Below are 26,209 nucleotides of genomic sequence, written 5' to 3' on the forward strand. Positions count from 1 at the left end.
CATGATGCGCCCTGAAATCGTCCCGTCAAGCCGCCTGTGACGGCGGAAATCCGCCCCCTGTCGGCGAACCGACACGTCGGGCATTCCAGCAGTTCGTCGCAGGCACGACATTGGTGACCGTCCGTGCCTTGCTGGGGCCGGTCCGGCCCGATACCCTTCGCAGCCACTTTTCCCACTCCGATCAATGTCATCGCCGCCCTGTACGGGGGCTGAAGGCGCCATGCAAGCACTGACCTTCCGCGAGCTCACAAAGACCTACAAGAACGGCGTTCAGGCGCTGAAGGGCATCGATCTGGCCGTGGAGGAAGGGGATTTCTTCGCGCTGCTGGGGCCCAATGGCGCCGGCAAGACCACCGCTATCGGCATCGTTACCTCTTTGGTCAACAAGACCGGCGGCAAAGTTCAGGTCTTCGGCCACGACATCGACACGGAGCTCGCGGTCGCCAAGTCCTGCATCGGCCTGGTGCCCCAGGAAATCAACTTTAACCAATTTGAAACAGTCACCACGATCCTGCTGAACCAGGCGGGGTTCTACGGCATTCCCCGCCATGTGGCTTCCCAGCGGCTCGAGAAATATCTGACCGCACTGCAGTTGTGGGAAAAGCGGAATGCGGTGTCGCGCACGTTGTCGGGCGGCATGAAGCGCCGTTTGATGATTGCCCGTGCGCTGATGCATGAGCCGCGCTTGCTGATCCTCGACGAGCCGACCGCCGGCGTGGATATCGAAGTCCGTCGCACGATGTGGACGTTCATGCGGGACATCAACGCCGCCGGCACGACCATCATCCTGACCACGCACTATCTCGAGGAAGCTGAGAACCTGTGCCGCCATGTCGCCATCATCGACAAGGGGCGCATCATCGAGAACGACCGGATGAGCCGCGTGCTGCGCAAACTGCAGACCGAGGTGTTCGTGTTCAATCTGCGCAATCCCATCGCTGTAGCGCCTGTCCTACCAGGCTATGCGGTGAGCATGCCGGACGATCATTCCCTGGAGATCGAGGTCTCCAAGGATCAAAGTCTGAACGACATTTTCTCCCAACTGTCCGCGTCCGGCATCGAGGTGCTGTCGATGCGGAACAAGACCAACCGACTGGAAGAGCTGTTCATGCGGCTGGTGAATCAGAAAGAGGCCGCCCATGGATAAAGCTGTCGAATCGTCGAATCTCGCGCCGAGCCTGCGAGAGCCCGCGCTGTTGAAAACAAACATCGTCGGCTTCAACACCATCGTCATTCGCGAGTTCAATCGGATCATTCGCATCTGGGGCCAGACCATCGTCCCGCCGGCGATCACCGCGACTCTGTACTTCATCATCTTCGGCAGCCTGATCGGCGGCCGCATCGGCGACATGGGCGGCTACACGTACATTCAGTACATCGCGCCCGGCTTGATCATGATGTCGGTGATCACGAACTCGTACGGCAACGTCGTGTCGTCCTTCTTCGGCGCGAAGTTCGGTAAGCACATCGAAGAGTTGCTGGTGTCGCCGCTGCCCGGCTGGCTGATCGTGGCGGGCTATGCGGTTGGCGGCATCGTGCGCGGCATGATTGTCGGCGGCGTCGTTACTGCGATTACGCTGATCTTCACGCATATGAAGATTCATAGCATCGGCGTGGTGATCTCGGCGGTGCTGCTCAGCTCCATCGTGTTCGCACTGGCCGGCATGATCAACGCCATCTTCGCCAAGAACTTCGATCAGATCTCGTTCATCCCGACCTTCGTGCTCACGCCGCTGACGTATCTGGGCGGCGTGTTCTATACGATCAAGCTGCTGCCCGGCTGGGCCCAGGGCATTTCGCACGGCAATCCCATTCTTTATATGGTGAACGCGTTCCGCTACGGTTTCCTGGGCGTGTCCGACGTGAACGTGGGATTGGCGTACACCATCATGATCGGCGCTGCCGTTGTTTTGTATGTTGCCTGCGTGTGGCTGCTGTACCGGGGTGTCGGCACGCGCGAGTAACGGCATGCCACCGCCTTGGCGGTGTTATTGCTCGTAGAGCACTGAACCTTTCCTGCGCGGGGAAGTACGCATTGTTGAGCCGCCGGGCTGGCGGCTTAGCTATGTCGAAAACAAACATCCACCCGCCGCAGTCGCAGGGAAGCTCGTGGCCAATGAAGCTGAATATCAGCGCGGTCCGTTCGGCGTGCTGTTCGCCTGGCTCGGGTTGTTTGCCGGCGGCGCCATGGGCGCGGAGACAAAAGCCGTCCTCACGATTGCGATCTGCGCTTCCCTGATGGCGGCTATCGGCTTCTACATCGGCCGCCTGAGTGATGCGTTGATCGCCTGGCTGACGTTCATTTTCGTCGCGGTGATCGAGTTGCTCGTCAACGATGCGATCCGTCACGCGCTGATGGGCGTATTCAGCTGAAGTCGTTCAGTGTCCCCACACTGCGAGCACCAGCTTGCCGGTGACCCGTCGCTGCGAGATCAGGGCATGCGCGCTCGCGACTTGGTCGAGTGGAAATACTGCCTGAACGTGCGGTGACAGCTCACCGATTTTCACCAGCGCGGCGAGCGCTTCGAGTCCGTCCGCGTCGGGTTCGACGAGGTATGACGTCGCACGAACTCCGCGCGCGGCGGCTTCGGACTGCAGTTCTGGAACCCACGCTGCCTGCGCGCTGATCAGCAAGCCGCCCTTGCGTAAAGTGGGGAGCATCGCCAGGCAGGTTTCGCCGCCGACCAGTTCGATCACCACGTCTACGCCTTGAACGGATTTTTGAATCGGGGTCGTGGTGTAGTCGAAGACTTCGTCCGCTCCCAGCATTCTGCAGAACTCGTGTTTCTCGGTGCGCGCCGTTGCGATCACGTGGGCGCCGAGATATTTCGCAATTTGTATCGCCAGGTGCCCGACGCCGCCAGCGCCGCCATTGATCAACACTCGCATGCCCGAGCGGAGCTCGGCGACATCCACCAGCATCTGCCAAGCGGTGAGTCCTGCGAGTGGCAACGCCGCTGCGTGCACGAAGTCGAGCTCGGCAGGTTTGTGTGCGAAGTGCCTTGAGGGTGCCACGGCATATTCGGCATACGCGCCGCCTGCTCTCGGAAACCAGGGCATGCCAAAGACTTCGTCGCCTGGCTTGAATCGAGTGACGCCGTAGCCGACTGCTTCGACGACGCCGGCCATATCCCAGCCCGGAATATGCGGAAGACTCAGCGCCCGCATATACGCCTTGCCTTCGCGAGTGAAGACATCGACCGGATTCACGCCCGCAGCTTCGATGCGAACCAGAATTTCGGTCGGGAGTGGTGAGGGCCTCCCTAATTCAACACGTCGAAGTTGATCGGGTCCGCCCCAGGCCTGCTGTTGAATCGCATACATCGTCGCCATCGCTGCTCTCCACGGGTTCATTGACACGATACAGATCTGTATCTACTATCGCTACAGATCTGTAGCGTGGTGAGCTGAGGCGCAGAAAGCCCGTCCCCGCGCCTGTCGGTGCGCGTGGGATTCGACAAATCATCTTTAGTAACGAAATGAAAGCGCGCGTGGTCGCGCAATATCACTTACCATTTCGCGTGGCCGCGTTCGCGGCCTACATAAGGAGTAGTGTCATGAAAACCAAACCCACCCACCTCGACGTTTGCTTTCGAAGCCACCAGTAAACGCCGCCGCGGTTTCCCCTCCGAACAGCGCGTCAAGCGCGGCACGCGCATCGTGCACGGAGACAAGGAGTTGATTCGAGAAACTCGGCCGCAACGACCCGTGCCCCTGCGGCTCCTGGAGGTCGTTTCAAGAAGTGCTGCATGCTCACCGGCCAGTACGACGGCTCCGACCGGCACTACTACGAGCGCTAAACATTCCACCGAGGTGCCCGCCGCAAGGCGGGCCTCCTCATGCGACTTCCGACCATTGCAGCGGAGCGGGCAGCTCCACGTCTGCAAACTCTAGATGAATGACGCGCCTCGCCTGCGAGGACGTAGCTTTTCTCGAGGCATGCAGTAGCAGCGGCTTGAAGAGCATGGCATCGCCGATGTTCACGGCGCACAGATGTTTACCCATGCGCTCCGCGACGCCAGCGGCGTCGCCTGCAGGTAGCCTGCCCAGGCAATGAGATTCTGGGACCACCCAAAGCGCGCCATTCGATTCATCCGCTGGGTCGAGATGGAGGCGCACTGTCAGCATGCGATCTAGAATATGCGCGGGCGGCTGCACGTGCGGCACGCCGTCCTTCGACGACCAGGTCACGAAGCCCTGAATTTCAACCCGACGTTGCACGGCGATGGCGAGATCCTGATGCCACGCGACCTGCCAGTTCGTCTCCTGGCTCTTGTTGAAATAGATGGAACGCACCAGTCGTGCATTGGCGCTGAGGCCTGTTTCAACCAGTGCTCGAAGTTCAGGAGATTGCGCGAGCGTGCGCACGCTGGGAACCAATTGCGTCAGACCGCGAAAGCCTGCGGCTGGAACATCAGGCAATTGCGCGTCGATATCGTGTGCCAGCATCTCAGCGTGAGATCGTTCGATAACGCCCTCAACGACCGCGAATCCCACATGATCAAGTTGGCTTCGCATGCGCGGATCGCTTCAACGGCAAGTACACGTCCGTAATCATCTCGTCTTCCTGAACGTTCGGTCCGACGTTTACATAGTGGAAGAAGATTGGGAAATTACCCAACTGCTCGCCACTCGCTGGCAGCCACTCTCGATAGAGATAAACGGCTGCGGCGTTGTGTCGGCGTGAGCCGAGGTGGCGGGCGACGGCGCAGCGGTTTGAGGGGATGAGCTTGGCGACGATGCCCTGGGGATTGGGTTCGACGGGTAGATCGTAGCTCACACAGAAGTCCACACGATGGTCCGCGGGAGCGACGGTTTGTGGATCGGTGTAGTGCACGCCGTAAGTGCGATGATTCGCAGGTGAGAGGCGGTGTTGAAGGCGCCACTCGATCAGCTTCTTCGAAGTTTCATACTCCAGCGCCGGTGGGCCGCGATGCTCGGCGACGGCGACTCGGGTGGCGGGGAATTGCGCTATCTGGACTTCCACGAATCACCGGTCATTTGTTTCGGGAACCGAGCGATCCCGGCGAGGGCGAGTGATCTTCGGGCTCGGATGGCAATCAGCGGACAGCTGAGTCTCACGCGCCATCCGCGAGGCGCGCTCCATGCCTTGTGAGCTGAGCACGCAGAGATAAGTGATAAACATCGCGGGGATGAGCGCGAAGGCGACGGCTTGCCAGCCCTTCTTGATCTTCACCCGGCCATAGACCTTGCGCCCGGGCGGGGGATAGCGGCGTGTCGCGAAGGTTTCGATCGACTGACGGGCCGTGAGCAGCACGATCATGATCGCCGCTGCCAGCGGAGCGCCGACGAATGCGCCGTAAATTAGTAGAGTCGAACCGGAGATACCGAAGATCGTCTGGCAGGCGGCGTCGGCGGAGAACGAGCGGAAGCGGGGCAGGGCCCACCAATACAAAGCAGCGCCCGTCAGTGCGGCGAGTACAGCATGCAGAAGCAGCCGACGCCGGCGCTCCTTGGGCGAATACTGAGGTGCGAACTCCGGCTCCATGGGGCGCGAACCTTCCGGTAGCACGGCAACGGTGTCAAGACCCGGTCAGCGCCGCAAAGGGTCATAACATCGAGTTCTGGCAGCTGCCGCAGGAACGCGTGAATTCACTCGACCGCAATCAGGAATCCGATCGGCCGCTTCCCGAGTTTAGCTGCGCACCCGTCTCTCGAGCGCGCATGAAAATGAAATATCACGCAAGCGTGGAGCAAACGAGCGCGCATCCGAGCCTGCGCGAGCTGTACGCGCGCTCATTGGTGCCCGAGCTCCATGACGTCACGACGCCGTCGATCCAGAAAGAACCGGAGTCGCGACAATCGCTTCGCAGCCCGCGATTGATCGGCGAGCGCGCTCATCGCTTTCATTTTCTGGACACCTCGTCCATCGACTACCTGCAGGTTGACGGCAACTACGTCACCATCCATGTCGGCGAGGATCGCTATCTGACGCGCGCCACGTTGAAGTATCTGTCCGATGTGCTGACCCCATATGACTTCATGCGGATCGACCGCTCGTTGCTGATCAACTTACAGCAGGTCGACTACATCGAGCGCCTCGAGAGCGGCCGCTTCGGATTTCAGCTGCACTGTGGCCGCTACCTGGTCTCGAATCGAGAGCGCGGCGGCGCAATCCTACGGCTCCTCAGAAGCGGCGTCTTTTGAGCAACATTCGAATGTGACAGCGAGGCAGGGCACCCGCTGGCGGGGCGCTCACACAGTCAGTCGCGACTCAACCTCGACTTGCGTCACTTGTCACGCGCGCAGGGCGCTTCATCCCATTCTCCGGCAACGCATCGACGCGCTCGCCTAACTATCGAAGCATTCGGTTCGCGGGGGAAAACCTGTGTGCCGTTGTACGCACGCAAAGGCCGGCGTCTGCACACAGCAAGGGTAGTCCCCGCTGCACAGAGGACAAGGTCTATGTCGTACTTGAACATTTACACCGGCGTCGTGGCGCTCGGGCTCACCGTCGGTACCCCGGTTCTGCAGGCAGTTGCCGCTGAGCCCGAGGCGGTCGAAGAGATCGTCGTCACCGGATCGCGCATTCGCCGCACCGACGAAGGCGCACTCCCCGTTCAAACCATCACCCAGGCGCAGATTCAGAGCCAGGGCGTGACGACATCCGAACAGTTTCTGCAAACAGTCTCGGTTGCCGTGCAAGGCAATACCAACACGGTATCGGCGTCCGGTTCCGGCGTGACCTCCGGTGGCGTGTCGAGTGTGTCGCTGCGGGGCTTGGGCTCACAACGCACGCTCGTGCTCATCGACGGACGTCGCGTTGCCGGTGGCGGCACGATCACCGACAGCACCTCCGTCGATATCAACAGCATTCCGCTCGCAGCCGTGGAGCGCGTCGAGGTGCTGAAGGAAGGTGCGTCGTCCGTGTACGGCTCCGATGCGATTGCCGGCGTCATCAACTTCATCTTGCGCAAGAACTATCAAGGCGCGGATGTGAATGCCTACTACGGCGATAGCACCGATGGCGGCGCCGGTATTTCCAAGGCCAGTGCCGTGCTCGGGTATGGCGATATCAAATCGGATCGTTTCAATGTGATGCTGGTCGGCAGCTGGCAAAAGGAGAAGGCGCTGTTCGGACGCCAGCGCAGCTTTGCGGATTCCAGCATCAACGAGGGCGCGGAGAACGACACAACGTCGGGTAACGCATTTCCAGCCAACGTGGCTTCCGAAGACGGCGATGTCTCCGGCAATCCCGGAGCGCCAGGGTGCTCGCCGTCGGTATCGGATCCGTTCTTCAGTCCAGATGTGTGTCGCTACGATCCATCGCCGCAAGTCGCGCTGCTGCCCGAAGCTGAGCGCTGGAATGTCTACGGCACCGCCCGATATGCGGTGACGTCGGATATCACTGCGTATCTGGAAGCGTCGTACAGCAGGAACTGGCAGGAGTACACCATTCAGCCGGTGCCGATCTCCGACCAGTTCGCGCTGCCCGCGAACAATCCGTTGTTCAATCTCGATCCATACAACGGCTTCGCGACAGTGTTATTGCGTCCGTCGAGTCCGTTCTATCCAACCGCGCTCGTCACCGGACAGACGGGCGGCGCGACGCCCGATCTGCTGGTGCGTTATCGCTCGGCGATCACCGGTAATCGCCGGTGGACCGACACCATCGAACAGCCGCGCTTCGTGCTCGGTATCGGTGGCGACAGCGGCACCTGGAATTGGGACGTAGCGGGGCTGTATTCGGAGACCACGCTGACCGAGGACTTCCGCAACGGCGCGCCGGCGTACTCGCGAATCCTGCCGCTGCTCAATAGCGGTCAGGTGAATTTCTTCGGCGACAACTCGGCCGACGTCCTGGCGGCCGCGGACGCGACCCAGTTCAGAGGCGAGGCGTATCAGACCAAGACGCGGATCGAAGGTGTGGCCGCCAGCGTCACGCACGATCTCGTCGCGATGAAAGCGGGCGCGCTGGCGCTGGCGTTGGGCGTGGAATATCGCAGTGAAAAATTCGAAACCATCCCGAGCGAGGCGATTCAGTCAGGCGATATTTCATCTTATGGCGGCAACTTCTTCCCCATCGATCGGAGTCGCGATGTGTTCGCGGGGTTCGCGGAATTGAACATTCCGATTCTGCAGTCGCTGGAAGCGAATCTCGCCGTGCGTTACGACGACTATCAAGGCACAGGTAGCAAGACCGTCCCGAAGATCAGCCTGCGTTGGAGACCGACGGACTGGGTGTTGTTACGTGCGTCCGCTGGTCAAGGCTTCCGCGCACCGAGCCTGTCGGAATTGTGGCAACCGCAAGTGACGGGCGTGTCGGCGGCGGGTCTCAACGATCCTGCGCGCTGCGGAGTGGCCGACGCGAACGGCGTGGTCAATCAGGACTCGCGGGACTGCGCGACCCAGTTCCCGATCACGCTCGGTGGCAATCCGAATTTGAAGCCTGAGGAATCGGACAACTACACGCTCGGTGTGGTCTTCGAGCCCTCGCCGAACTACTCGTTCGGTTTCGACGGCTTCTATGTGAAGCTCAAGGAAACGATCATTTTCGGCGTCAGTCCGACAGCTATTCTCGCCGACATCGATCGCTTCGGCAGCCTCGTCACGCGCGGCGCGCCGGAGGCGGCGACACCCGGCCTGCCGGGACGCATCGTCAACATCGACCAGGTCAATCTGAACTTCGGCGAGACTCGAGTGGCGGGCGTGGATGCCGACTTTCGCACGCGCTTCGACATCGGTCGCGCCGGCGCGATTACTGCGTCGATCGTGGGCACGTACTTCACCAAGTACGACATCCAGAACCCGGATGGCAGTTTCGACAGCATCCTCGGCGAAGTTACTCCTGTCGTGAACGGTGCCGGCGGTGTGATACCTCGGTGGCATCACTATTTGACGCTCGGTTGGAGTCTCGGCCCCTGGGATGCGACGATCACGCAGAACTTCCAGACGAGCTACCAGGACCTGCCAGGCAACTTCCAGGACACCGAGGTCGCGGGATTCAAGCCGCGTGACGTGGCTTCCTATTTAACCCATGACGCGCAGGTGGCCTACCATCTGGACAACTGGCGCTTCGCGGTCGGCGCTCGTAATTTCATGAACCGCGACCCACCGTATACAAATGCCGGTGGCCAGAACTTTTTCCAGACTGGCTACGACCCTGGCTACGCCGATCCACGCGGCCGGTTCTGGTACGGTCAATTGACCTATTCGTTCGCGGGAGGCGCAAGCCAATAATAGTCACAACACGCACGCGTGCGGGCGCACCGGGAGTGTGTCAAGCTCGTCTCGAGTAAGGGAAGTCCGCCGGAGTAGCCGCCAGTCATGCGCTTCGTCGATCCATGCCCGGTCGTTTGCCCGGGCTGTGGCAAGGAAAGCCGTTATCCGCCGCGAGAGCTCGTGGCGTTGAGCTCGATCTGTCATCACTGCTCGACCTCGCTTGAATCGGTGGGTCGGGAAATGCGCGCGGGATTGAGCAGCTGGAGCGCTCATCTCGCCAAAATGAACATGGCCGTCGAACTGGAGCGCGTCTTCGGCATTGAAGCCTCGGACGCCGACCTGGAGCAGATCAAAGTCCCCGTCGATTTCGTGCGGTTCATTCGCAATCGTGCGGGCGTCGCTGCTTCGTCAAAGGATGTCGACAGCGAAGTGCTCGCGGCGCTGACTCGCACGCGGCAGACCACCGCAAACATTTCGGATCTGAAAGTTGCTTTCGAAGCGTTGTTCCCGGTCGCGGAGCATCCCTAACCAGTCTCGTAGATTGCTGGAACACATAAAAACCGCCGATGCGACATGTAGAGTCGCGCCTCGAACGGACACCGGAGATTCCATGAAAAATACCGCGATGCTGGCGTTACTCGGTCTTGTGATGGCGCCGCTGGGCCACGCGGCGGATGCTGGCAATACCCGCATGCTGTCGAGCCCGGCCGTGCACGGTCAGAATCTGGCCTTCGTCTACGACAACGATATCTGGCTGACTTCGCTGACCGGCGGCAGTGCGCGGCGTTTGACGCAGGCCCCCGGCAAGGAATCGGCACTGCGTTTTTCTCCGGACGGGCAGTGGCTGGCGTTCAGCGCCAACTACGGCGATAACACCGATGTATACGTGATGCCGGCGCAGGGCGGCGAAGCACGGCGGCTCACCTGGCATCCCGGTCGCGACGTCGTGGTCGGGTTCACGCCGAACGGACGCGTCTTGTTTTATTCCGAACGCGGCCGATACGTGGCTCAATCCACACAGCTCTATTCAATCGCCGTCACCGGCGGCGTGCCCGAGCGTCTGCCTGTGCCGCTCGGGACCAAGGCCTCGTTGTCCGCTGACGGGCGCACGCTTGCATACATTCCGAATCGCGAAGTGTTCCGGCAATGGAAGAACTATCGCGGCGGCACGCAGAGCCGGGTGTGGCTGATGGATATGGGCGACTACTCGGTCAAGGAAGTGCCCAAGCCGGCGGGCGGCAGTAACGACACCGATCCGATGTGGGTCGGCGGCACTTTGTATTTCAACTCCGACCGCAATGGCGAGTTCAATCTGTTCCGCCAGGATGCCAGCGGCGTCACTCAACTCACGCAGCTGAAAGATTTCCCCATCACCGATCCGACGACAGACGGTGGGGGTGTCATCGTATTCGAGCACGCCGGCTATCTGCATCGGCTGGATACTCGCGACAACTCGGTGCAGCAGCTGCGCATCTCGGCGATTTCTGACCTGGTCGAGACACGCCCGCGCCTGGCGAGCGATCCGAAATGGATTCGCGAAGCCGCGGCGTCGCCTGACCTCAAGCGCATGGCGTTCAACTATCGCGGCGAGATTGTCACGGTGCCGGCGGAGAAGGGCGATGCGCGGCAGCTCACTCGCTCGACCGGTGCGAACGATCACTCGCCGGCCTGGTCCGCCGATGGCAAGCAGATCGCTTGGTTCTCCGACAGCAGCGGTGAATATGAGCTGCTGATCGGGGATCAGGACGGCAAAGGCAAGCCGCGTCGTTATAAGTTGGCGGGCGCCGGCTTCTACGACAGCCCGGTGTTTTCTCCCGACGGCGCTCGCATCGCCTATCGCGATAACAGCCAATCGTTGTGGGTGACCGAGACGGCCACCGGCAAGAACATCAAGATCGCGTCCGAGCCGTTCTATTCGCCGCTCAATCTGATGCGGGCCAGCTGGTCGCCGGATTCGCGCTGGCTGGCGTACACGGTGCAGGCGGCGGGTTTGATCCAGACCGTGAATGTCTGGTCGGCGGACACGGCCCGCTCGATTCAGGTGACCGATGGCCTGTCGGAAATGCTCGAGCCGGTGTTCGATCCGAACGGCGAGTTCCTGTATGTGCTGGCCTCCACCGATGCCGGCCCGCTGAAGGATTGGTTCTCGCAAATCAACATCGACACTCCGGTGCGTTACGGCCTGTATGCCATCAGCTTGCGACAGGACGGTCCGAGCGCCGTGCCTCCGCAGAGCGATGAAGTGGATCTCAATGCGCTGACCAGCGCACCGGCCGAGTCCGAGAACAAGAAAACTAAAGACAAGGACAAGAGTGCCAGCACGGCGCCGGCAGTTCGTATCGACGCCATCGGCATCGAGGATCGTATCGTCGCGCTACCGGTGGGCACCGGCGTGCGTCACGACCTGCGCGTCGGTGCGAGCGGCGAGATTTATTTCATCGAAGGCTCAGGCGCGACGGCGCAGGAAGCGCTCAGCAAGCCTGGCGAGCTGAAGCGCTTCACGCTCGACAAGCGCGAAGTGAAGACGCTGGCGCGTGGCGTGGACAGCTTCCTGCTGTCGCGCGATGGCAAGCGGATCGGTTATCACGTCGGCCAGGACTGGTTTGTTACGGACGTGGCGGATGAGTTGCCGCCGGGCAAGGGCAAGCTCGCGCTCAACACCGTCAGCGTTGCCGTCGATCCGCGAGCCGAGTGGTCGCAGATTCTCGATGAGGCGTGGCGGATCAACCGCGATTACTTCTATGCCACCAACTATCACGGCGCGAACTGGCCGGCGATGCGCGAGAAATATCGCGCGTTCCTGCCGGATCTCGCCCGCCGCAGCGATCTCGAGAAGGTCATCGAGATGATGTTGAGCGAGTTGGCGGTGGGTCATAGTTTCCAAACACCGGGTGACGACCCCTTCAAGCCGGCGAAGATTGGCGTGGGCTTGCTCGGCGTCGACTACACCGTTGAGCAGGGGCGCTATCGCTTCGGCAAGATTCTGGGAGGCTTGAACTGGAACCCGGATTTGCGCTCGCCGCTTCGCGCGCCGGGCGTGTACGTCAAGCCCGGCGAATATCTGTTGGCGGTGGACGGCGTCGAACTGCGCACCCCGACCAGCGTGTATTCGTTGTTTGAGAATCGGGTCGATCGGCAAGTGCGCCTCACGGTCGGCCCGAGTGCCGACGGGAAGGGTTCGCGCGATGTCGTCGTCGTGCCGATCGCCGATGAAACCTCATTGCGTTACATGGATTGGGTGGAAGGAAACATCCGCTATGTTTCGGAGAAGAGTGGCGGCCGTCTCGCGTACGTGCACGTGCCCGACACGACGACCAGCGGCCATACGATGTTCAAGCGGTACTTCTATCCGCAGTCGCAACGGGCCGGGATCATCCTGGACGAGCGCTTCAACCGCGGCGGCCAGATTGCCGATTACTACATCGACATTCTGCGTCGGCCGCCTATCGCGCATTGGAAGCTGCGTTACGGCGAAGACCTGACCAGCCCGCGCGGCGCCATTCAGGGACCGAAGATTCTGCTCGCGGATGAGAACGCGGGTTCCGGTGGCGACTTGCTGCCGTGGATGTTCAAACATTTCGAGATCGGACCGATCGTCGGTAAGCGGACGTGGGGCGGTCTCGTCGGCATCCTCGGCTACCCGCCGCTGATGGACGGTGGCGGCATCACGTCGCCGAATATCGCGTTCTGGACCGAGCAGGGCTACGGCGTGGAGAACGAGGGTGTCGCGCCGGATGTGGATGTGGAGCAGTGGCCTCGTGAGGTGAACGCCGGTCGCGATCCGCAACTCGATCGTGCGATTGAGATGGCGCTGGCGGAACTCGCGAAGCATCCCGCTACTGCGCCGAAGGCGCCACCGCCGCCGGTGCGGGTCAGATAGCTGACTTCATGGAGAGAAACCGTATGCGCTCGCTGTGTCTATTCGCGTTACTGGCGTCGACCGCGAGCGCTACGGATTTCATCGGCATGACGTATCCGCCGTTTCGCGATGGGATGCAGAGCACGGTTGGCGGGTGCGTCGCGGGGAGTCGCGGTCCCGAGCATGAATGTGATTATTCCGTGGGGACCCTCGAGAGTTCGGAAGGCAAGCCCATCGTGCTGATTGGCTCACGCCTCGTGGGGCATGACGAACAACAGAAGGCGATTTGGAAGGTCACGTCCTCGGTTGCGTATCCAGACGTTCCCGACGGCTATTCGCTCGCGATTGCGAGCTGCCAGGTCAACGGCGAGGACGATCAAACAATCGTCGCGGTCGTTCGGAACGAAGAGGCCGAATGGCTCGGACGCTTCCTCTGGATACGCCGCTTCGACTTGGACAAGGAAGTCTTCGTGGAGCAACCCGCCGAAGGCGTTCAGTGCCGGAACGAGGCTGCCGGACTCTGAGCTACGCGGCCGCGCACTTCTTCACTGTTTCCAGCGTTCGCGTCGTGATCTCCGTGCCGAACGTTTTCTCGATGAGCCGCATGAACTCCGGCGACCCCGGCTGCGGCACGTAAGATACCAGCACTTCCTGGCCCCGCACGGCCAGGATTCTTGCCTCATTCAACTTGATCGGCAGTGACAGCTTCGCCGTCGGCACTTCGCGAAGAAACGTCACCACGTGCTTCGACTTCGCCGGCAGACGAAACTCACTGTAGGGATCGGCGTCGATCAACTCGCTCAACGCCTTCGTCGATCGCACGATGGTCAGGAAGCTGCGATCCAGATGCTCCTGCATCGCCTTCTCCGCCTTGCGCGCCAGCGCCGTTTCCGATTTAGACGGCGAGTCGAACACCACATTACCGCTGGAAAGCAGGGTCTTCACATTCGTGAACCCCGCCTTCTCAAACGCCTTCTTCACCTCAGGCATCTTCGCATTCATCGGGCTCACGCCTCGAAGAAAGGCGACATAGCGGGGCATGACCGGCTCCTGCAGGTTGGATCGACCGATCATAACGATTCCTCGTCGACGACGCCTGCGTCTGTCGTCTATCCTGAGGTATCTGCACTGGTGTAGCCGTCATGAATACCAGAAAACGACTGCCGATCCTCTGTGCGCTGAGCTTGATGGCTGCCTGTGGCGGGGCCGTTTCCTGGACCGCAGCGTGCGGCTGCGTCCCTGCTGCAGTGGGACTGGCCGAAGAACTGGGCGTCGACCAGTCCACCGAGTTCACTCCCTCCGTCCTCGTCGACATAGTCGACGCCCGCCTGCGGCCTCAGGCCTCGGCAGTCGATCTCGAGTTCGTACGTTCGCTTGGGGGCACATTCGATCGCGGTTGCCATGCGCGTGCGTCAATCGACATTCAATGTACCTTCTGGCTTTGGCATCGGGACGGCATGGAGCGCGGTATTCAACTGAATGTTCGGGAGCGAACGACGAAGGACGATCTGAGGATTAGTGCGCGCTACGTATATGAGCTGGCTCCGCGTTGACGTCTTCGCGGAAGCGTTACAATACGAAGCCATGGGCCGGTGGAATCGATTCTCGTGCTATGCAGTCTGAGCGCTTCCAATTCTCGGTCTCTCGACACATCACTTATCTTGCTGGCTATCTGAACGCCGTCGGCCGGCTGCAAACGACGGATTCAGAGCTCTGGGCGCATACAGCACATGATGCGAGCGCCGTTCCGGCGCTCAGGCTTGCAGAGCGGTCGCGAGCGGTTGTGGAGAATTGGAGCAGGGAGTTCGGGTCGCTTGTGGAGGATTTTCTCCGGCTGGATCAGCGGGAGCGGCTGGGCTTTTATCTCATCGACTATATCTGTTATTTCGAGGATTTCACCCCGCACGCCGAGTGCTTCAAGCTCGACTGCGAGCCGCTGAGTTCGGGCACCATCGAGCAGGCCGTTTACCTGCTGCAGCTCGAAGGCAATCAAGAGGTCCTGCTGATATTCCAGCGAATAGACAAGGCGCGACGCTCGCCCTCCGAGATTGAATGACGTTTTCGCAGAACGTTAGAAGCTGGTGAGCTCCGCTGCAGCCCAGAGGCCGAAACCAAAGACGGCGTGTGTGATGAGACTCTGCAGCCGTGCTGCGCTGGGATTCGCTGTACGCGAGGCGGCGATGCCGGCGCCCATGCCTGGTTGCATCAGAAGGAAGGGCACGGCGACCGTGCCGAGGCCGAATACCAACGCGGCAACGATCGTTGGCTCGTGAAGCCATTCGAATCCCACGATCCCAATCAACCCGGCGGCGAACGCTACGCCGGTGGCGTAATGAGTGATCCAGCCAATCACCCGCTCCCCTGCGACCGGTGAAGCGGCTGCGATCCGGTCGTGTCGAAATGTGCCCTTCGCCATGTGCCCCATCCACCGCCCGACCATGGTGTAGTCAGGTGCTGGCAGGCCTAACAACGACTTCCGAATCACTCCCCAAACATCCAGGATCACGGTCGCGCCGATGCCGGTGAAGATCAAGGAGAGCACGTCATTCATGGGCAGGATGCCACTTCAAGTCCACTTGAGGTCAAGAGGCAACCGTTGTCGATGTTTCCAGCGTGCGGCATGCTACGCAAAAATAAACATCCTGGGGGACGGGGAGTCATGCGAAATATAGTGACGGTCCTGATCGTTGCGGGTTTCGTGGGGTATGGATACACACAATACCGGGCGGCATCGCAACAACCGGCAGTAGACGCAGAGCTGTCTGAGGCATACGAGGGTGAAAGCCGTTCGCCATTTACATGCGACGGCCGAGAACATTGCTCACAGATGACATCCTGCGAAGAGGCGACCTACTTTATCCGCCACTGTCCGGGCGCTCGAATGGACGGGGACAACGACGGCGTTCCGTGCGAAAGCCAGTGGTGTAAGCGGTAAGCGTTACTTCAGCTCGCGCTGGCGCACCGTCTTTCTGTAGATCTCAATTCGGGTGCCCGCAAAGTCAAATGGTTACAACACTCAGGGCGCTGCGTCGCTATCATGGGGGTGCCGTCACGGAGACATACATGTGGATCATCTTTGGTTGGGAGAAGGAACAGAAGCCGCTGGGCGTAGTGGCGACGACCTACTGTTATGACTGCCGGCGCAGCTCCGAATGGCTGGTTTCGAAAGAATCGGAATGGGTCACCCTGTCGGCCATCCGCGTCTTCCGTTTTATCTTGAAGCACCATCTGCACTGTACTGGCTGCAGTGCCGTTTTCCCTCTGACGCAGGCCGAGTTCAAGCAGATCGACCGTCACATGCGGCAGCATGAATCCATCGACGGCACGGACCTTCACGGCTCCCTGGCCAAGACAATCGAAGCCGAGCAATTGGCGGGGAAGACACCGCTCCAGTTGAAGTTCATCCGCGAGTCCATGGCGGCCCAGGAACAGTACAAGGCGGCGATCAGGTCGCAGAACGACCAATCGCCTTAGAGCCAAGTGGCCGTTTCCGCAGAAACGTTCGGGGTGACTCGATATACCGCCCCGTCCTCTTGAACCCTAAGATGCCAATACTCCGGCCAGCGTGAGCGATGCGCGACCGCGACAATGAGGATGCCGTCCGAATCGGGGCGGTAAATCACTGCGAACGGGAAGCCGCGGACGAAAATCCGACGTGTATTTTTGGATGCGGGTGAGCCAGAGAAAGGAAATGCGAGGGCTCTTGCTGCTGCCGCTTCCACGGCGTTGGTAAATCGCACGCCGAGGTCAGGCTCTTGCGTGTGGTAATACGCGACTTCAGCGAGAAACTCACGTCGAGCGGACGCGATGAATCTCGCGCGTTTCATCTTGAGATACGGCGTGCGTCGGCGAACACATCCTCGGCCGGATACGCGGTGACTTCTCCGCGATCGAAGGCTGCGAGGCGCTGCTCGATTTCCTCCGCCCAGGCCTTTTCGATGTCAGACGACGGTGAGCCGAGTGACTCCAGCAGGGAATTGATGAGCTTCGCGCGATCTTCAGTCGACAACGCGCGGGCTTGCTCAAGGATTTGTTTCAGGGAAGTCGGCATAACTAGACCCCTCGTCTGAAGATGCAGTCTACAAGGATCGGACGGCATCAGTGGCGATCTGCCGCTTAAAACCAGAATTCAGGGAATCCCCCGGAGGGCTGAGAGCGAATCGTCAGGACGTAGCTCGTTCAGCATCTAATATGAACAGCGACTCCGGGAGGCGTTCAAAATGATTGTCACGAGCGTAAAGATCGATTGCGCCCGCATCACCGATTGGCCTTCGTTCCATGCGGTGTTTGCGGAGACGTTTGGGTTTCCGGCGTTCTATGGAAAGAACATCAGTGCCTGGATCGATTGCCTGACCTCATTGGATGCTCCCGAGGAAGGCATGACGACGCTGCACTGTGCGCCCGGCACGGTGGTCACGCTACGGCTCGATCATGTGCGCGACTTCCGGAAGCGGTGTCCGGAGCAGTATGCGGCACTCATCGAGTGCTCGGCATTCGTCAATTGGCGGCGGAATGAGAAGGATCTGGCGTCGGTGCTCGCGCTGAGCTTTCATGACTAGGAGGGGATCGGAACCGATCCCCTCCGTCGACACCGAGGATCAGGGAAGCTCCGTCGTCCCCATCAAATACCGGTCGCACTCGCGGGCCGCGCCGCGGCCTTCGTTGATGGCCCACACGATCAAGCTCTGACCGCGACGGCAATCGCCGGCGGCGAACACGCCTTTCAGGCTCGTGGTGAACTTGCCGTGATCGGCTTTCACGTTGCTGCGAGGGTCGGTTTCAACCGCGAGATCCTTCAGCAGCATCTGCTCAGGGCCGAGGAAGCCCATGGCGAGCAGGACCAGCTGAGCGGGATAAACCTTCTCGGTGCCCGGCACTTCGACAGGAACGAAGCCGCCCTTGTCGTTCTTCTGCCAATCGATCTGCACGGTAACCACTTCCGAAACAGCACCAGCGGCGTCAACACCGAAGCGCTTCACGGTCGTGAGATACGTGCGCGGGTCAGCGCCGAACTTGGCGGCCGCTTCTTCCTGGCCGTAGTCCATCTTGTAAACCTTGGGCCACTCCGGCCAAGGATTGTCGGAGGCGCGATCCATCGGCGGCTGCGCCATGATTTCGATTTGAGTGACGGTCTTGCAGCCCTGGCGCACGGCCGTGCCGACGCAGTCGGTGCCGGTGTCGCCGCCGCCGATCACGATCACGTCTTTGCCGCGAGCGTGGATCGGAGCGTGGTCCGCGCCGCCGTTCAACAGAGCCTGGGTGCTGCCGGTGAGATATTCCATGGCGAAGTGCACGCCCTTGGCGGCGCGGCCCTGAACTGGCAAATCACGAGGCTGAGTCGCACCCGTCGCAATGACGATAGCGTCGAAGTCTTTGCGAAGCAGCTGCGGCTCGACGTTGTCACCGACGTTGGCGTTGCAGATGAACTTGATGCCTTCCTGCTCCATCAATTTCAAGCGACGCTCAACGACTTCCTTCTTATCGAGCTTCATGTTCGGAATACCGTACATGAGCAAACCGCCCGGACGATCCGCACGCTCAAGCACAGTCACGGTGTGACCGGCCTTGTTCAACTGAGCAGCGGCAGCCAAACCGGCAGGGCCAGAGCCGATAACAGCAACGCGCTTGCCGGTGCGAGTCTTCGGTGGCTCAGGTAGAACCCAGCCTTCTTCCCAACCCCGATCGACAATCGCGTTCTCGATCGTCTTGATCGTGACGGGAGGATTGTTGATGCCGAGCACGCACGAGCCTTCGCACGGCGCCGGGCACACGCGACCGGTGAACTCCGGGAAGTTGTTGGTCATGTGCAGACGGTCGAGCGCTTCGCGCCACAGCCCGCGATAGACCAGGTCGTTCCATTCCGGAATCACGTTGTTCACCGGACAGCCCGAGGCCATGCCGCTGATCAATTTGCCGGTGTGACAGAACGGCACGCCGCAATCCATACAGCGAGCGGCTTGATTGCGCAGCCGCTTGTCTTCCATGTGGTGATGGAATTCTTTCCAGTCCTTGACGCGCTCCTGCGGAGTGCGATCGACCGGCAGCTCGCGTAGATACTCGATAAATCCTGTTGGCTTACCCATGGCTCTCAGTTACCTCCCACGCGCGCCGTGTCCTTGGCGTTTTCTTCGAACGCGACCATGATCGCGTCGTCGCCGGTGAGGCCTTGTTCGTGGGCGCGGGCGATACAAGCCAGCATGCGCTTGTAGTCACGCGGCAGCACACGAACGAACTTCTTCACCATGTCGTTCCAGTTATCGAGCACCTGCCGGGCGCGGGCGCTCTTGGTATAGCCGTAGTGGCGCTCGATCATCGCGCCAACCGCGGCGATTTCTTCCGGCTCGTCCAAGGGCCCGACATCGACCATTTCTTTGTTGACCTTGGTGTGGAAGTCGCCGTGCTCATCGAGCACATACGCCACACCACCGGACATACCGGCGCCGAAGTTGCGGCCGGCGGGCCCGAGCACGATCACACGACCTCCGGTCATGTATTCGCAGCCGTGATCGCCGACAGCTTCGACGACAGCGTGCACGCCGCTGTTACGAACGCAGAAACGTTCGCCGGCCATGCCGCCGATGTATGCCTCGCCGCTGGTCGCGCCATACAGCGCGACGTTGCCGATGATGATGTTCTCGTAAGAAACAAACGTCGAACCAGCCGGCGGGAACAGTACGAGCTTGCCGCCCGACAGGCCCTTGCCGAGATAGTCGTTGGCATCGCCTTCCAATGAGAAGGTCATGCCACGCGGCAGGAACGCGCCGAAGCTTTGACCGGCCGATCCCTTGAAGCGGATCTTGATCGTGTCTTCAGGCAAACCGGCGGCGCCGTACTTGCGAGTGATCTCGCTGCCGGTGATGGTGCCGGCGACGCGATTCACGTTGCGAATCGGCAGCTCGGCCTCGACCTTCTCGCCGCGCTCGATCGCAGGTTTGCAGATCTCGAGCAGCTTCGTCAGGTCGAGCGACTTCTCCAGGCCATGATCCTGTTCCATCTGCTTGAAGCGCGGCGTGCCATCGCTGGAGTCCGGCGAATACAGCAGGTTGCTGAAGTCCAGACCCCGAGCCTTCCAGTGATTCACGGCCTTGCGCGGCTCGAGGCGATCGACGCGGCCGATCATTTCCTCGATGGTGCGGAAGCCGAGCTGCGCCATGAGCTCGCGCATCTCCATGGCGATGAAGCGCATGAAATTGACGACGTGCTCCGGCTTGCCCGCGAACTTCTCGCGCAGACGCGGATCTTGAGTCGCGATGCCGGCGGGGCAGGTGTTCAAGTGACAGACGCGCATCATGATGCAGCCCGTCGCCACCAGCGGTGCCGTCGCGAAGCCGTACTCTTCGGCGCCGAGCAGAGCGGCGACGATCACGTCGCGACCCGTCTTCAGCTGACCGTCGGTTTCGACTGCGATCCGGCTACGCAGATTGTTCATCACCAGCGTCTGGTGAGTTTCGGCGAGGCCGAGCTCCCACGGCAGACCGGCATGAGCAAGCGACGTTTGCGGAGACGCACCCGTGCCGCCGTCGTGACCGCTGACGAGCACCACGTCCGCATGCGCCTTCGCGACGCCCGCAGCCACCGTGCCGACGCCCACTTCGGCCACCAGCTTGACGCTGATGCGAGCGCGACGGTTCGCGTTCTTCAAGTCATGAATCAGCTCGGCCAGATCTTCGATCGAGTAGATGTCATGGTGCGGCGGCGGCGAAATCAAACCGACGCCCGCGGTGGTGTGACGAGTCTTGGCGATCCACGGATACACCTTGGTGCCCGGCAGCTGACCGCCTTCGCCCGGCTTCGCGCCTTGTGCCATCTTGATCTGAATCTCATTGGCGCTGACCAGATATTCGCTGGTCACACCGAAGCGGCCCGACGCGACCTGTTTGATCGCCGAGTTCTTCGAATCGCCATTCGCCATCGGCTTGAAGCGCGCCGGATCTTCGCCACCTTCGCCGGTGTTGCTCTTGCCGCCGATACGATTCATGGCGATCGCCAGCGTCTCGTGCGCTTCCTGGCTGATCGAGCCGTACGACATCGCGCCCGTCTTGAAGCGCTTCATGATCGCTTCGATGGGCTCGACTTCCTCGAGCGGCACGGCGTCGCCGAACTTGAAGTCCAGCAGGCCGCGCAGAGTGCAGAGGTTGGTCGCCTGCTCGTTGATCAGCTTCGAGTATTCCTTGAACTGATTGAAGTTGTCGTTGCGGACGGACTTCTGCAGCCGGTGAATCGACTCGGGGTTGAACAGGTGATATTCGCCGTCCGCGCGCCACTGATACTGACCGCCGACGGGCAGCGTGTGACGATCGGTCGGACGCTCCGGGAAGGCGGCACGGTGACGCACCAGAACTTCCTGGGCGATCACGTCCATGCCGATGCCGCCGACGCGCGACGCCGTCCAGGTGAAGTACTCGTCGATCACGTCCTGACGCAGGCCGACCGCTTCGAACACTTGAGCGCCGCGATAGCTCTGGATGGCCGAAATGCCCATCTTCGCCATCACCTTGATGATGCCCTTGGTCGCGGCCTTCACCAGGTTCTTGCACGCCGTCTTGTGATCGATGTTGGTCAGGCGGTCGTCGCGGATCATGCTGTCGATGGTTTCGAACGCGACGTAAGGATTGATCGCGCTGACGCCATAGCCGATCAGCAATGCGAAGTGATGCACTTCGCGCGCTTCACCGGTCTCGATCACGAGGCTGACGCGCGTGCGCAGACCTTCGCGAATCAAATAGTGATGCAGGCCGGCGACCGCGAGCAGCGCCGGGATGGGCGCGAACTCTTTGTTCACCCCGCGATCGCTCAGGATGAGGACGTTCACTTCCTCTTCCTCGATCATGCGGCGAGCCATCAGCCGGATTTCTTCCATCGACTTCACCAGGCCTTTCTCGCCGCGGGTCACGCGGAACAGGCTCGGCAGCACACCCACGCGCAGGCCCGGCAAATCCATCCGGCGCACTTTGGCGAACTCTTCGTTGGTGAGAATCGGCCACTTCAATTCCAGACGACGGCAATCGGCCGGCTGCGGATTCAGCAAATTGCCTTCCGAGCCCAGACGCGTTTCCGCCGAAGTGATGATTTCTTCGCGGATGCTATCGATCGGCGGGTTGGTGACTTGCGCGAACAGCTGCTTGAAATAGTCGTACAGCAGGCGCGGCTTGTTCGACAGCACCGCGAGCGGCGTGTCGTTGCCCATCGAGCCCACGGCTTCGACGCCGCTCTGAGCCATCGGCGCGAGAATGATGCGCTCGTCTTCGAACGTGTAGCCGAATGCGATCTGACGTTGCAGCAGTGTGTCGTGATCCGGCGCCGGCACTTCGGGCGCGGTCGGCAGATCGTTGACGTGCACCAGGTGATCGTTCAGCCACTGGCGGTACGGACGCTCGGTGGTGACGGCCTTCTTGATCTCTTCGTCTTCGACGATGCGGCCCTGCTCGGTGTCGACCAGGAACATGCGGCCGGGCTGCAAGCGGCCCTTCTGCAAGATGGTTTCCGGCGCGATATCGAGCACGCCCGCTTCGGACGCCATCACGACCAGGCCGTCCTTGGTCACGTAGTAACGGGAAGGACGCAAACCATTGCGGTCAAGCACGGCGCCAATCGCTTTACCGTCGGTGAACGCGATGGCGGCGGGGCCGTCCCACGGTTCCATCACCGAGGAGTGATATTGGTAGAACGCGCGCTTGTTGTCGTCCATGGTCTGATGATTCGACCAGGGCTCGGGAATCATCATCATCATGGCGTGCGGCAGCGAACGGCCTGCCAGCACCAGCAGCTCGAGCGTGTTGTCGAACATCGCCGAGTCGCTGCCGTTCGGGTTGATGATCGGCAGGATCTGTTCCATGTCGTCGCCGAACGCTTCGGACTGGAACAGCGCTTCGCGCGCGTGCATCCAGTTCGCGTTGCCACGGACGGTGTTGATCTCGCCGTTGTGAGCGACGTAACGATACGGGTGGGCGCGATCCCAGCTCGGGAACGTGTTGGTGCTGAAGCGCGAATGCACCAGCGCGATCGCCGTCTCCATGGTCGGATCCTGCAGATCCGGGAAGTAGGGACCGAGCTGTTCGGTAAGCAGCATGCCCTTATAGACAAGTGTCTTGTAGGACAGGCTGGCAACGTACCAGGATGCCGCACCTTCCATCGTCGAAGTGCGAATCTCGGTATAGGCGCGCTTGCGGATCACGTACAGCTTGCGCTCGAACGCCAGCGCGTCGGGCAACGACGGATTACGCGCGACAAACACCTGCCGCATATACGGCTCGCACGATTTCGCGGTGTCGCCGAGCGAAGAGTTGTTGGTCGGGACCGTGCGCCAGCCGAGGACAGTCTGTCCCTCCGACTGCACGATCTGCTCGAAGCGCTCCTCGATGCGCCGACGCAGTGTGGGATTACGCGGCAAGAACACGATGCCGCAGCCGTAATGCTCGGGCTCGGGCAAGTCGATGCGCGACTTCTTCGCCGCCGCCGCCAGGAACTGGTGCGGCATCTGGAGCAACACGCCAGCGCCGTCGCCGGTGTTGGTCTCGGCACCGCAGGCGCCGCGGTGATCCAGATTAGTCAGGACCTGCAGGCCCTGTTGCAGAATCTTGTGCGATTTTCGGCCTTTAATATCGACGACAAAGCCGACGCCGCAAGCGTCGTGCTCATAAGCGGGATCATAAAGACCCTGCTTTTCTGGACGGGTGGTTCGCCCCTTCAGGGCGACCTCGTTCGCGGCCCCTTCCTTGGAGGCCCGCTCAGTGCCGTTACTCATATTGGCCTACCGTTACCATCATCGGGAAATTCGGTCCGGCCAAGCATCGCCTGCGAGCGACGGGCATGGCCAGGGCCGCACATCGAGCCCACCTGCAGTGGAGCAGCGTACGTTGCTGCATCCCAAGCGGAGCGCCCGGCGCGGGACCGTCGCCGCGCATGCGGCGCCTGATCGGCGGTGCTGACACCGCGACCACGGTCTAAGTCATTGATTCAGTAGGGTCGACTCGCGAGAGTCGGCGATGCGTAAGGCCGGCCAGGGCCCCGACGCGGACACGCGCGTTGAATACAACCCGAAGGAATGGCAGTCATATTACAGAGGTCGGCCCCTGCGTCAATGCGCCACGAAAGACAAGGGCCTGCGGGTTATTTCCGCATCACCTCCAGGAAGCTCAGTTTCCATGCATGGCATGCCGGGCCAGCAATGTACGTTAGTTGCATTTACCAGCTGGGAAGCTCGCTGGAATGATGCCGGCACTATGGCGGACCGCCACAGACCGGGCAGCGAAACAGAGTGGGAGCTGTCCGCTTGACCGTCTCCAGACTGCGTGATCAGATCCTCAGTCCCGGCGACCGGCGGCCCAAACTGGCTTTAAATCAAGTATTTCGCACCGTCGGCGCGGTTCGAGCGCCTGCTTGCTCATCCGTTGGGAGAAAGTTATGAAGTCCGTATCGGCCCGTGTTTCAGGGGTGAAGACGCTGGGCGTACGCGCTGCTGTCGTCGCCGCGTTGTCCGTGGTGGGCTTGCCGCTCACAGCGAGCGCGCAAGATGGCATCGAGCACTGTGACAAGCCCATGGGCGCGCTCGCGGTGGTCGAGCCGCAGGATTATGTGTCGCAGTCGCTGTCTCGTTACGGCCTGCAGTCGCCCACCGGTTTGATCCGCATGATGGTTCAGCAGTCGAACTGCTTCATCGTCGTGGAACGCGGCATCGGCATGCAGAACATGATGCAGGAACGCGCCCTGCAGGAGTCCGGCGAGCTGCGCCAGGGCTCGAACATGGGCGGCGGCCAGATGGTCAGCGCCGATTTCGTGCTCACTCCGGCGGTGGTGTTTTCTGAAAACGATTCGGGCGGCATCGGTGGCGCGCTCGGCGGCCTGCTCCCAGGCTCGAAAGGTCGCGCACTCGGCGCCGTCGCCGGCGGCCTGAAATTCAAGGAAGCGCAGACCAGCATGCTCGTGACCGACGCGCGTTCAGGCGTTCAGGTTGCTTCCGCTGAAGGCAACTCGAAGAAAGCGGATTTGAATTTGGGCGGTGCTTTGTTCGGTAGCAGCGCGGCCGGCGCACTCGGTGGTTACACCAAGACCAACGAAGGCAAAGTGATCGCGGCCAGCCTCGCGGACAACTACAACAACATCGTACGCTCGGTCCGCAATCAGCCGAGCCTACAGCGCGATGTGGGCACGCTCGCGGAAGAGTCGGCGAAGAAGACCAAGGGCGGCGCCGTGTACAACGAAGGCGACACCATCGTGCCGAAGCTCGGCAACTTGAAGGTTTACTCGTCGCCGAGCGAAGCGGGGAAGCCGGTCGCGACTTTGTCGAAGGGCGAAGAGATGATCTTCATGGGCGAAGAGAAAGACGGCTTCCTGAAGATCGAGTCCAGCAACGGCGGCGGCTGGGTGAAGAAGGTTTTGGTAACGCGTTAATCAGCTGACGCGCGAGACGGAACAAAGCCGGGCGGGATGAAAGTCTCGCCCGGCTTTTTATTTTCCCCAACGCCAGGCCAGCGGCTTTTCGCCTTTGAACCAGTGAATGGCGATGAGCACCGCTGTGCTCACCAGCATCAGAATCCAGAATTCTCTTCTATGTTGAGGTAAGAAGATCTTTGCGCCGGCGAAGAGCAAAGCGATATAGCCGACCTGAACGCCCCCTCCTTGCCAGCAGTTCGCGAGCCCCCATCCCCAGCCGTAACGCTTCGCAGGAAACCAGAACTTCGGTTGGTCTTCGCTCATGGTGCCTCGCTCGTTCCTTTAAGCTTGATGCCGTCTGTTCCTCTCGGCGAATGTTATGCGGCGAGGTTCAACTGCCAGGACACGCCGAACCGATCGTTCAACCAGCCAAACCGTTTGGAGAAGCCATAGTTGCCCAGCGGCATCAGGACCTGGCCACCCTCTGACAGAACGGCGAACACGCGCTCCAGCTCGGCCGCTGAATCGAAGTCTACGAACGTGGAGCTCGAAGGCGTGAATGTGAAGCCATGTTTGATCGGGCTGTCCGAGCACATGAACTCGCGGCCGCAGAGCGTGAAGGTGGCGACCTTGATGGTCCCCGCCGGTCCGCCTTGTCCTTCGGCGTAGTGCTCGACTCGCACCATTCGGGAATCGGGAAAAGTGGCGAAATACAGATCCAGTGCCGCTTGGGCCGTGCCGCCCTGGAACATCAGAAAAGGTTTGGCCGTCGTCATGGCGATCTCACAAGCGTTC

General features: G+C 60.9%; 24 protein-coding genes and 2 pseudogenes. 14 read left to right on the forward strand and 12 right to left on the reverse strand.

The features are described 5' to 3' along the window. Positions 1-220 precede the first annotated feature (220 nt). From ACFPN2_RS15510 to ACFPN2_RS15520, 3 genes are all read left to right on the forward strand, one after another. Positions 221-1,147: an ABC transporter ATP-binding protein gene (locus tag ACFPN2_RS15510; RefSeq protein ID WP_380598031.1), complete on the forward strand. Its 927-nt coding sequence runs from the start codon at positions 221-223 to the stop codon at positions 1,145-1,147. After that, entirely contained in the window at positions 1,140-1,964 is an 825-nt protein-coding gene (locus ACFPN2_RS15515; RefSeq protein WP_380598033.1) for an ABC transporter permease, read from the forward strand. Before ACFPN2_RS15510 ends, ACFPN2_RS15515 begins: the two co-directional genes overlap by 8 nt. A 145-nt stretch (positions 1,965-2,109) precedes the next feature. Continuing rightward, on the forward strand, positions 2,110-2,373 hold the full coding sequence (locus tag ACFPN2_RS15520) for a hypothetical protein (protein WP_380598035.1): 264 nt from the start codon (positions 2,110-2,112) through the stop codon (positions 2,371-2,373). Positions 2,374-2,379: 6 nt separating this feature from the next. On the opposite strand, the gene ACFPN2_RS15525 is transcribed toward ACFPN2_RS15520, so the two are convergent. After that, entirely contained in the window at positions 2,380-3,333 is a 954-nt protein-coding gene (locus ACFPN2_RS15525) for an NADP-dependent oxidoreductase (protein WP_380598037.1), read from the reverse strand. A 373-nt stretch (positions 3,334-3,706) separates the two neighbouring features. Between ACFPN2_RS15525 and ACFPN2_RS15530 the strand changes: the two are divergent. Next, positions 3,707-3,898 (forward strand): annotated as a pseudogene (locus ACFPN2_RS15530) (hypothetical protein); the annotation flags it as partial. Here ACFPN2_RS15530 and ACFPN2_RS15535 read toward each other — a convergent pair. Genes ACFPN2_RS15535 through ACFPN2_RS15545 form a run of 3 tightly spaced genes read right to left on the reverse strand, consistent with a single transcriptional unit; the run spans position 3,838 to position 5,509 of the window. Next, positions 3,838-4,518, reverse strand: coding sequence for a phytanoyl-CoA dioxygenase family protein (locus tag ACFPN2_RS15535; protein ID WP_380598039.1), 681 nt, complete (start codon positions 4,516-4,518; stop codon positions 3,838-3,840). The pseudogene ACFPN2_RS15530 and the gene ACFPN2_RS15535 sit on opposite strands and share 61 nt — an antisense overlap. Continuing rightward, positions 4,502-4,987, reverse strand: a complete 486-nt coding sequence (locus ACFPN2_RS15540) for an AraC family transcriptional regulator (RefSeq protein ID WP_380598041.1) — start codon at positions 4,985-4,987, stop codon at positions 4,502-4,504. Before ACFPN2_RS15540 ends, ACFPN2_RS15535 begins: the two co-directional genes overlap by 17 nt. A 3-nt stretch (positions 4,988-4,990) precedes the next feature. Next, positions 4,991-5,509: a hypothetical protein gene (locus ACFPN2_RS15545; protein WP_380598043.1), complete on the reverse strand. Its 519-nt coding sequence runs from the start codon at positions 5,507-5,509 to the stop codon at positions 4,991-4,993. Positions 5,510-5,685: 176 nt separating this feature from the next. On the opposite strand from ACFPN2_RS15545, the gene ACFPN2_RS15550 reads away from it, so the two are divergent. From ACFPN2_RS15550 to ACFPN2_RS15570, 5 genes are all read left to right on the forward strand, one after another. After that, the gene (locus ACFPN2_RS15550; protein WP_380598045.1) at positions 5,686-6,168 is read left to right on the forward strand and encodes a LytTR family DNA-binding domain-containing protein; all 483 of its coding nucleotides are present in this window, start codon (positions 5,686-5,688) and stop codon (positions 6,166-6,168) included. Between the two features lie 258 nt (positions 6,169-6,426). Beyond that, positions 6,427-9,201: a TonB-dependent receptor plug domain-containing protein gene (locus ACFPN2_RS15555; protein WP_380598047.1), complete on the forward strand. Its 2,775-nt coding sequence runs from the start codon at positions 6,427-6,429 to the stop codon at positions 9,199-9,201. A gap of 87 nt (positions 9,202-9,288) precedes the next feature. Next, positions 9,289-9,711, forward strand: a complete 423-nt coding sequence (locus ACFPN2_RS15560; protein ID WP_380598049.1) for a hypothetical protein — start codon at positions 9,289-9,291, stop codon at positions 9,709-9,711. 82 nt (positions 9,712-9,793) lie between these two features. Continuing rightward, entirely contained in the window at positions 9,794-13,063 is a 3,270-nt protein-coding gene (locus ACFPN2_RS15565) for a S41 family peptidase (RefSeq protein WP_380598051.1), read from the forward strand. 8 nt (positions 13,064-13,071) lie between these two features. After that, a complete protein-coding gene (locus ACFPN2_RS15570) occupies positions 13,072-13,566 on the forward strand; it encodes a hypothetical protein (RefSeq protein ID WP_380598053.1) in 495 nt (164 codons plus the stop codon). 1 nt (position 13,567) lies between these two features. On the opposite strand, the gene ACFPN2_RS15575 is transcribed toward ACFPN2_RS15570, so the two are convergent. Continuing rightward, complete coding sequence (locus ACFPN2_RS15575) at positions 13,568-14,116, reverse strand: DUF1697 domain-containing protein (RefSeq protein WP_380598055.1); 549 nt, start codon at positions 14,114-14,116, stop codon at positions 13,568-13,570. Between the two features lie 538 nt (positions 14,117-14,654). Between ACFPN2_RS15575 and ACFPN2_RS15580 the strand changes: the two genes are divergently transcribed. Next, entirely contained in the window at positions 14,655-15,098 is a 444-nt protein-coding gene (locus ACFPN2_RS15580) for a hypothetical protein (RefSeq protein WP_380598057.1), read from the forward strand. A 15-nt stretch (positions 15,099-15,113) separates the two neighbouring features. Here ACFPN2_RS15580 and ACFPN2_RS15585 read toward each other — a convergent pair whose 3' ends face one another. Next, positions 15,114-15,593 carry a DUF2938 domain-containing protein gene (locus ACFPN2_RS15585; protein WP_380598058.1) on the reverse strand — a complete coding sequence of 160 codons (480 nt, stop codon included), beginning with the start codon at positions 15,591-15,593 and terminating at the stop codon, positions 15,114-15,116. 240 nt (positions 15,594-15,833) lie between these two features. Here ACFPN2_RS15585 and ACFPN2_RS15590 point away from each other — a divergent pair. Continuing rightward, positions 15,834-15,977 (forward strand): annotated as a pseudogene (locus ACFPN2_RS15590) (excalibur calcium-binding domain-containing protein); the annotation flags it as partial. Between the two features lie 128 nt (positions 15,978-16,105). Then, the gene (locus tag ACFPN2_RS15595) at positions 16,106-16,516 is read left to right on the forward strand and encodes a hypothetical protein (RefSeq protein ID WP_380598060.1); all 411 of its coding nucleotides are present in this window, start codon (positions 16,106-16,108) and stop codon (positions 16,514-16,516) included. On the opposite strand, the gene ACFPN2_RS15600 is transcribed toward ACFPN2_RS15595, so the two are convergent. Next, positions 16,513-16,869, reverse strand: a complete 357-nt coding sequence (locus ACFPN2_RS15600) for a type II toxin-antitoxin system RelE/ParE family toxin (RefSeq protein ID WP_380598062.1) — start codon at positions 16,867-16,869, stop codon at positions 16,513-16,515. The two genes, ACFPN2_RS15595 and ACFPN2_RS15600, sit on opposite strands and share 4 nt — an antisense overlap. Then, entirely contained in the window at positions 16,866-17,093 is a 228-nt protein-coding gene (locus tag ACFPN2_RS15605; protein ID WP_380598064.1) for an addiction module protein, read from the reverse strand. Before ACFPN2_RS15605 ends, ACFPN2_RS15600 begins: the two co-directional genes overlap by 4 nt. A 169-nt stretch (positions 17,094-17,262) precedes the next feature. Between ACFPN2_RS15605 and ACFPN2_RS15610 the strand changes: the two genes are divergently transcribed. Then, a complete protein-coding gene (locus ACFPN2_RS15610) occupies positions 17,263-17,601 on the forward strand; it encodes a barstar family protein (RefSeq protein WP_380598066.1) in 339 nt (112 codons plus the stop codon). Between the two features lie 39 nt (positions 17,602-17,640). Here the strand turns inward: ACFPN2_RS15610 and ACFPN2_RS15615 are convergent, their stop codons facing one another. Continuing rightward, entirely contained in the window at positions 17,641-19,125 is a 1,485-nt protein-coding gene (locus tag ACFPN2_RS15615; RefSeq protein ID WP_380598068.1) for a glutamate synthase subunit beta, read from the reverse strand. 5 nt (positions 19,126-19,130) lie between these two features. Further along, the gene (gene gltB / locus ACFPN2_RS15620) at positions 19,131-23,786 is read right to left on the reverse strand and encodes a glutamate synthase large subunit (protein ID WP_380598069.1); all 4,656 of its coding nucleotides are present in this window, start codon (positions 23,784-23,786) and stop codon (positions 19,131-19,133) included. A gap of 659 nt (positions 23,787-24,445) precedes the next feature. Here gltB and ACFPN2_RS15625 point away from each other — a divergent pair. Continuing rightward, complete coding sequence (locus ACFPN2_RS15625) at positions 24,446-25,432, forward strand: SH3 domain-containing protein (protein WP_380598071.1); 987 nt, start codon at positions 24,446-24,448, stop codon at positions 25,430-25,432. Positions 25,433-25,489: 57 nt separating this feature from the next. Here ACFPN2_RS15625 and ACFPN2_RS15630 read toward each other — a convergent pair whose 3' ends face one another. Beyond that, positions 25,490-25,738 carry a hypothetical protein gene (locus ACFPN2_RS15630; RefSeq protein ID WP_380598073.1) on the reverse strand — a complete coding sequence of 83 codons (249 nt, stop codon included), beginning with the start codon at positions 25,736-25,738 and terminating at the stop codon, positions 25,490-25,492. Between the two features lie 53 nt (positions 25,739-25,791). Continuing rightward, on the reverse strand, positions 25,792-26,190 hold the full coding sequence (locus ACFPN2_RS15635) for a VOC family protein (RefSeq protein WP_380598075.1): 399 nt from the start codon (positions 26,188-26,190) through the stop codon (positions 25,792-25,794). Positions 26,191-26,209 lie beyond the last annotated feature (19 nt).

It is taken from the genome of Steroidobacter flavus, assembly GCF_042651805.1.
Classification (GTDB): Bacteria; Pseudomonadota; Gammaproteobacteria; order Steroidobacterales; family Steroidobacteraceae; genus Steroidobacter; species Steroidobacter flavus.

Excerpts from the sequence above, each read along its gene's own strand:
- ACFPN2_RS15510 (WP_380598031.1), top strand. The coding sequence starts at position 221 with ATGCAAGCACTGACCTTCCGCGAGCTCACAAAGACCTACAAGAACGGC.
- ACFPN2_RS15585 (WP_380598058.1), bottom strand. The coding sequence starts at position 15,593 with ATGAATGACGTGCTCTCCTTGATCTTCACCGGCATCGGCGCGACCGTG.
- ACFPN2_RS15595 (WP_380598060.1), top strand. The coding sequence starts at position 16,106 with ATGTGGATCATCTTTGGTTGGGAGAAGGAACAGAAGCCGCTGGGCGTA.
- ACFPN2_RS15615 (WP_380598068.1), bottom strand. The coding sequence starts at position 19,125 with ATGGGTAAGCCAACAGGATTTATCGAGTATCTACGCGAGCTGCCGGTC.
- ACFPN2_RS15560 (WP_380598049.1), top strand. The coding sequence starts at position 9,289 with ATGCGCTTCGTCGATCCATGCCCGGTCGTTTGCCCGGGCTGTGGCAAG.
- ACFPN2_RS15555 (WP_380598047.1), top strand. The coding sequence starts at position 6,427 with ATGTCGTACTTGAACATTTACACCGGCGTCGTGGCGCTCGGGCTCACC.
- ACFPN2_RS15515 (WP_380598033.1), top strand. The coding sequence starts at position 1,140 with ATGGATAAAGCTGTCGAATCGTCGAATCTCGCGCCGAGCCTGCGAGAG.
- ACFPN2_RS15600 (WP_380598062.1), bottom strand. The coding sequence starts at position 16,869 with ATGAAACGCGCGAGATTCATCGCGTCCGCTCGACGTGAGTTTCTCGCT.
- ACFPN2_RS15635 (WP_380598075.1), bottom strand. The coding sequence starts at position 26,190 with ATGACGACGGCCAAACCTTTTCTGATGTTCCAGGGCGGCACGGCCCAA.
- ACFPN2_RS15575 (WP_380598055.1), bottom strand. The coding sequence starts at position 14,116 with ATGATCGGTCGATCCAACCTGCAGGAGCCGGTCATGCCCCGCTATGTC.
- ACFPN2_RS15630 (WP_380598073.1), bottom strand. The coding sequence starts at position 25,738 with ATGAGCGAAGACCAACCGAAGTTCTGGTTTCCTGCGAAGCGTTACGGC.
- ACFPN2_RS15535 (WP_380598039.1), bottom strand. The coding sequence starts at position 4,518 with ATGCGAAGCCAACTTGATCATGTGGGATTCGCGGTCGTTGAGGGCGTT.
- ACFPN2_RS15625 (WP_380598071.1), top strand. The coding sequence starts at position 24,446 with ATGAAGTCCGTATCGGCCCGTGTTTCAGGGGTGAAGACGCTGGGCGTA.
- ACFPN2_RS15565 (WP_380598051.1), top strand. The coding sequence starts at position 9,794 with ATGAAAAATACCGCGATGCTGGCGTTACTCGGTCTTGTGATGGCGCCG.
- gltB (WP_380598069.1), bottom strand. The coding sequence starts at position 23,786 with ATGAGTAACGGCACTGAGCGGGCCTCCAAGGAAGGGGCCGCGAACGAG.
- ACFPN2_RS15610 (WP_380598066.1), top strand. The coding sequence starts at position 17,263 with ATGATTGTCACGAGCGTAAAGATCGATTGCGCCCGCATCACCGATTGG.
- ACFPN2_RS15525 (WP_380598037.1), bottom strand. The coding sequence starts at position 3,333 with ATGGCGACGATGTATGCGATTCAACAGCAGGCCTGGGGCGGACCCGAT.
- ACFPN2_RS15545 (WP_380598043.1), bottom strand. The coding sequence starts at position 5,509 with ATGGAGCCGGAGTTCGCACCTCAGTATTCGCCCAAGGAGCGCCGGCGT.
- ACFPN2_RS15605 (WP_380598064.1), bottom strand. The coding sequence starts at position 17,093 with ATGCCGACTTCCCTGAAACAAATCCTTGAGCAAGCCCGCGCGTTGTCG.
- ACFPN2_RS15580 (WP_380598057.1), top strand. The coding sequence starts at position 14,655 with ATGCAGTCTGAGCGCTTCCAATTCTCGGTCTCTCGACACATCACTTAT.
- ACFPN2_RS15550 (WP_380598045.1), top strand. The coding sequence starts at position 5,686 with ATGAAAATGAAATATCACGCAAGCGTGGAGCAAACGAGCGCGCATCCG.
- ACFPN2_RS15570 (WP_380598053.1), top strand. The coding sequence starts at position 13,072 with ATGGAGAGAAACCGTATGCGCTCGCTGTGTCTATTCGCGTTACTGGCG.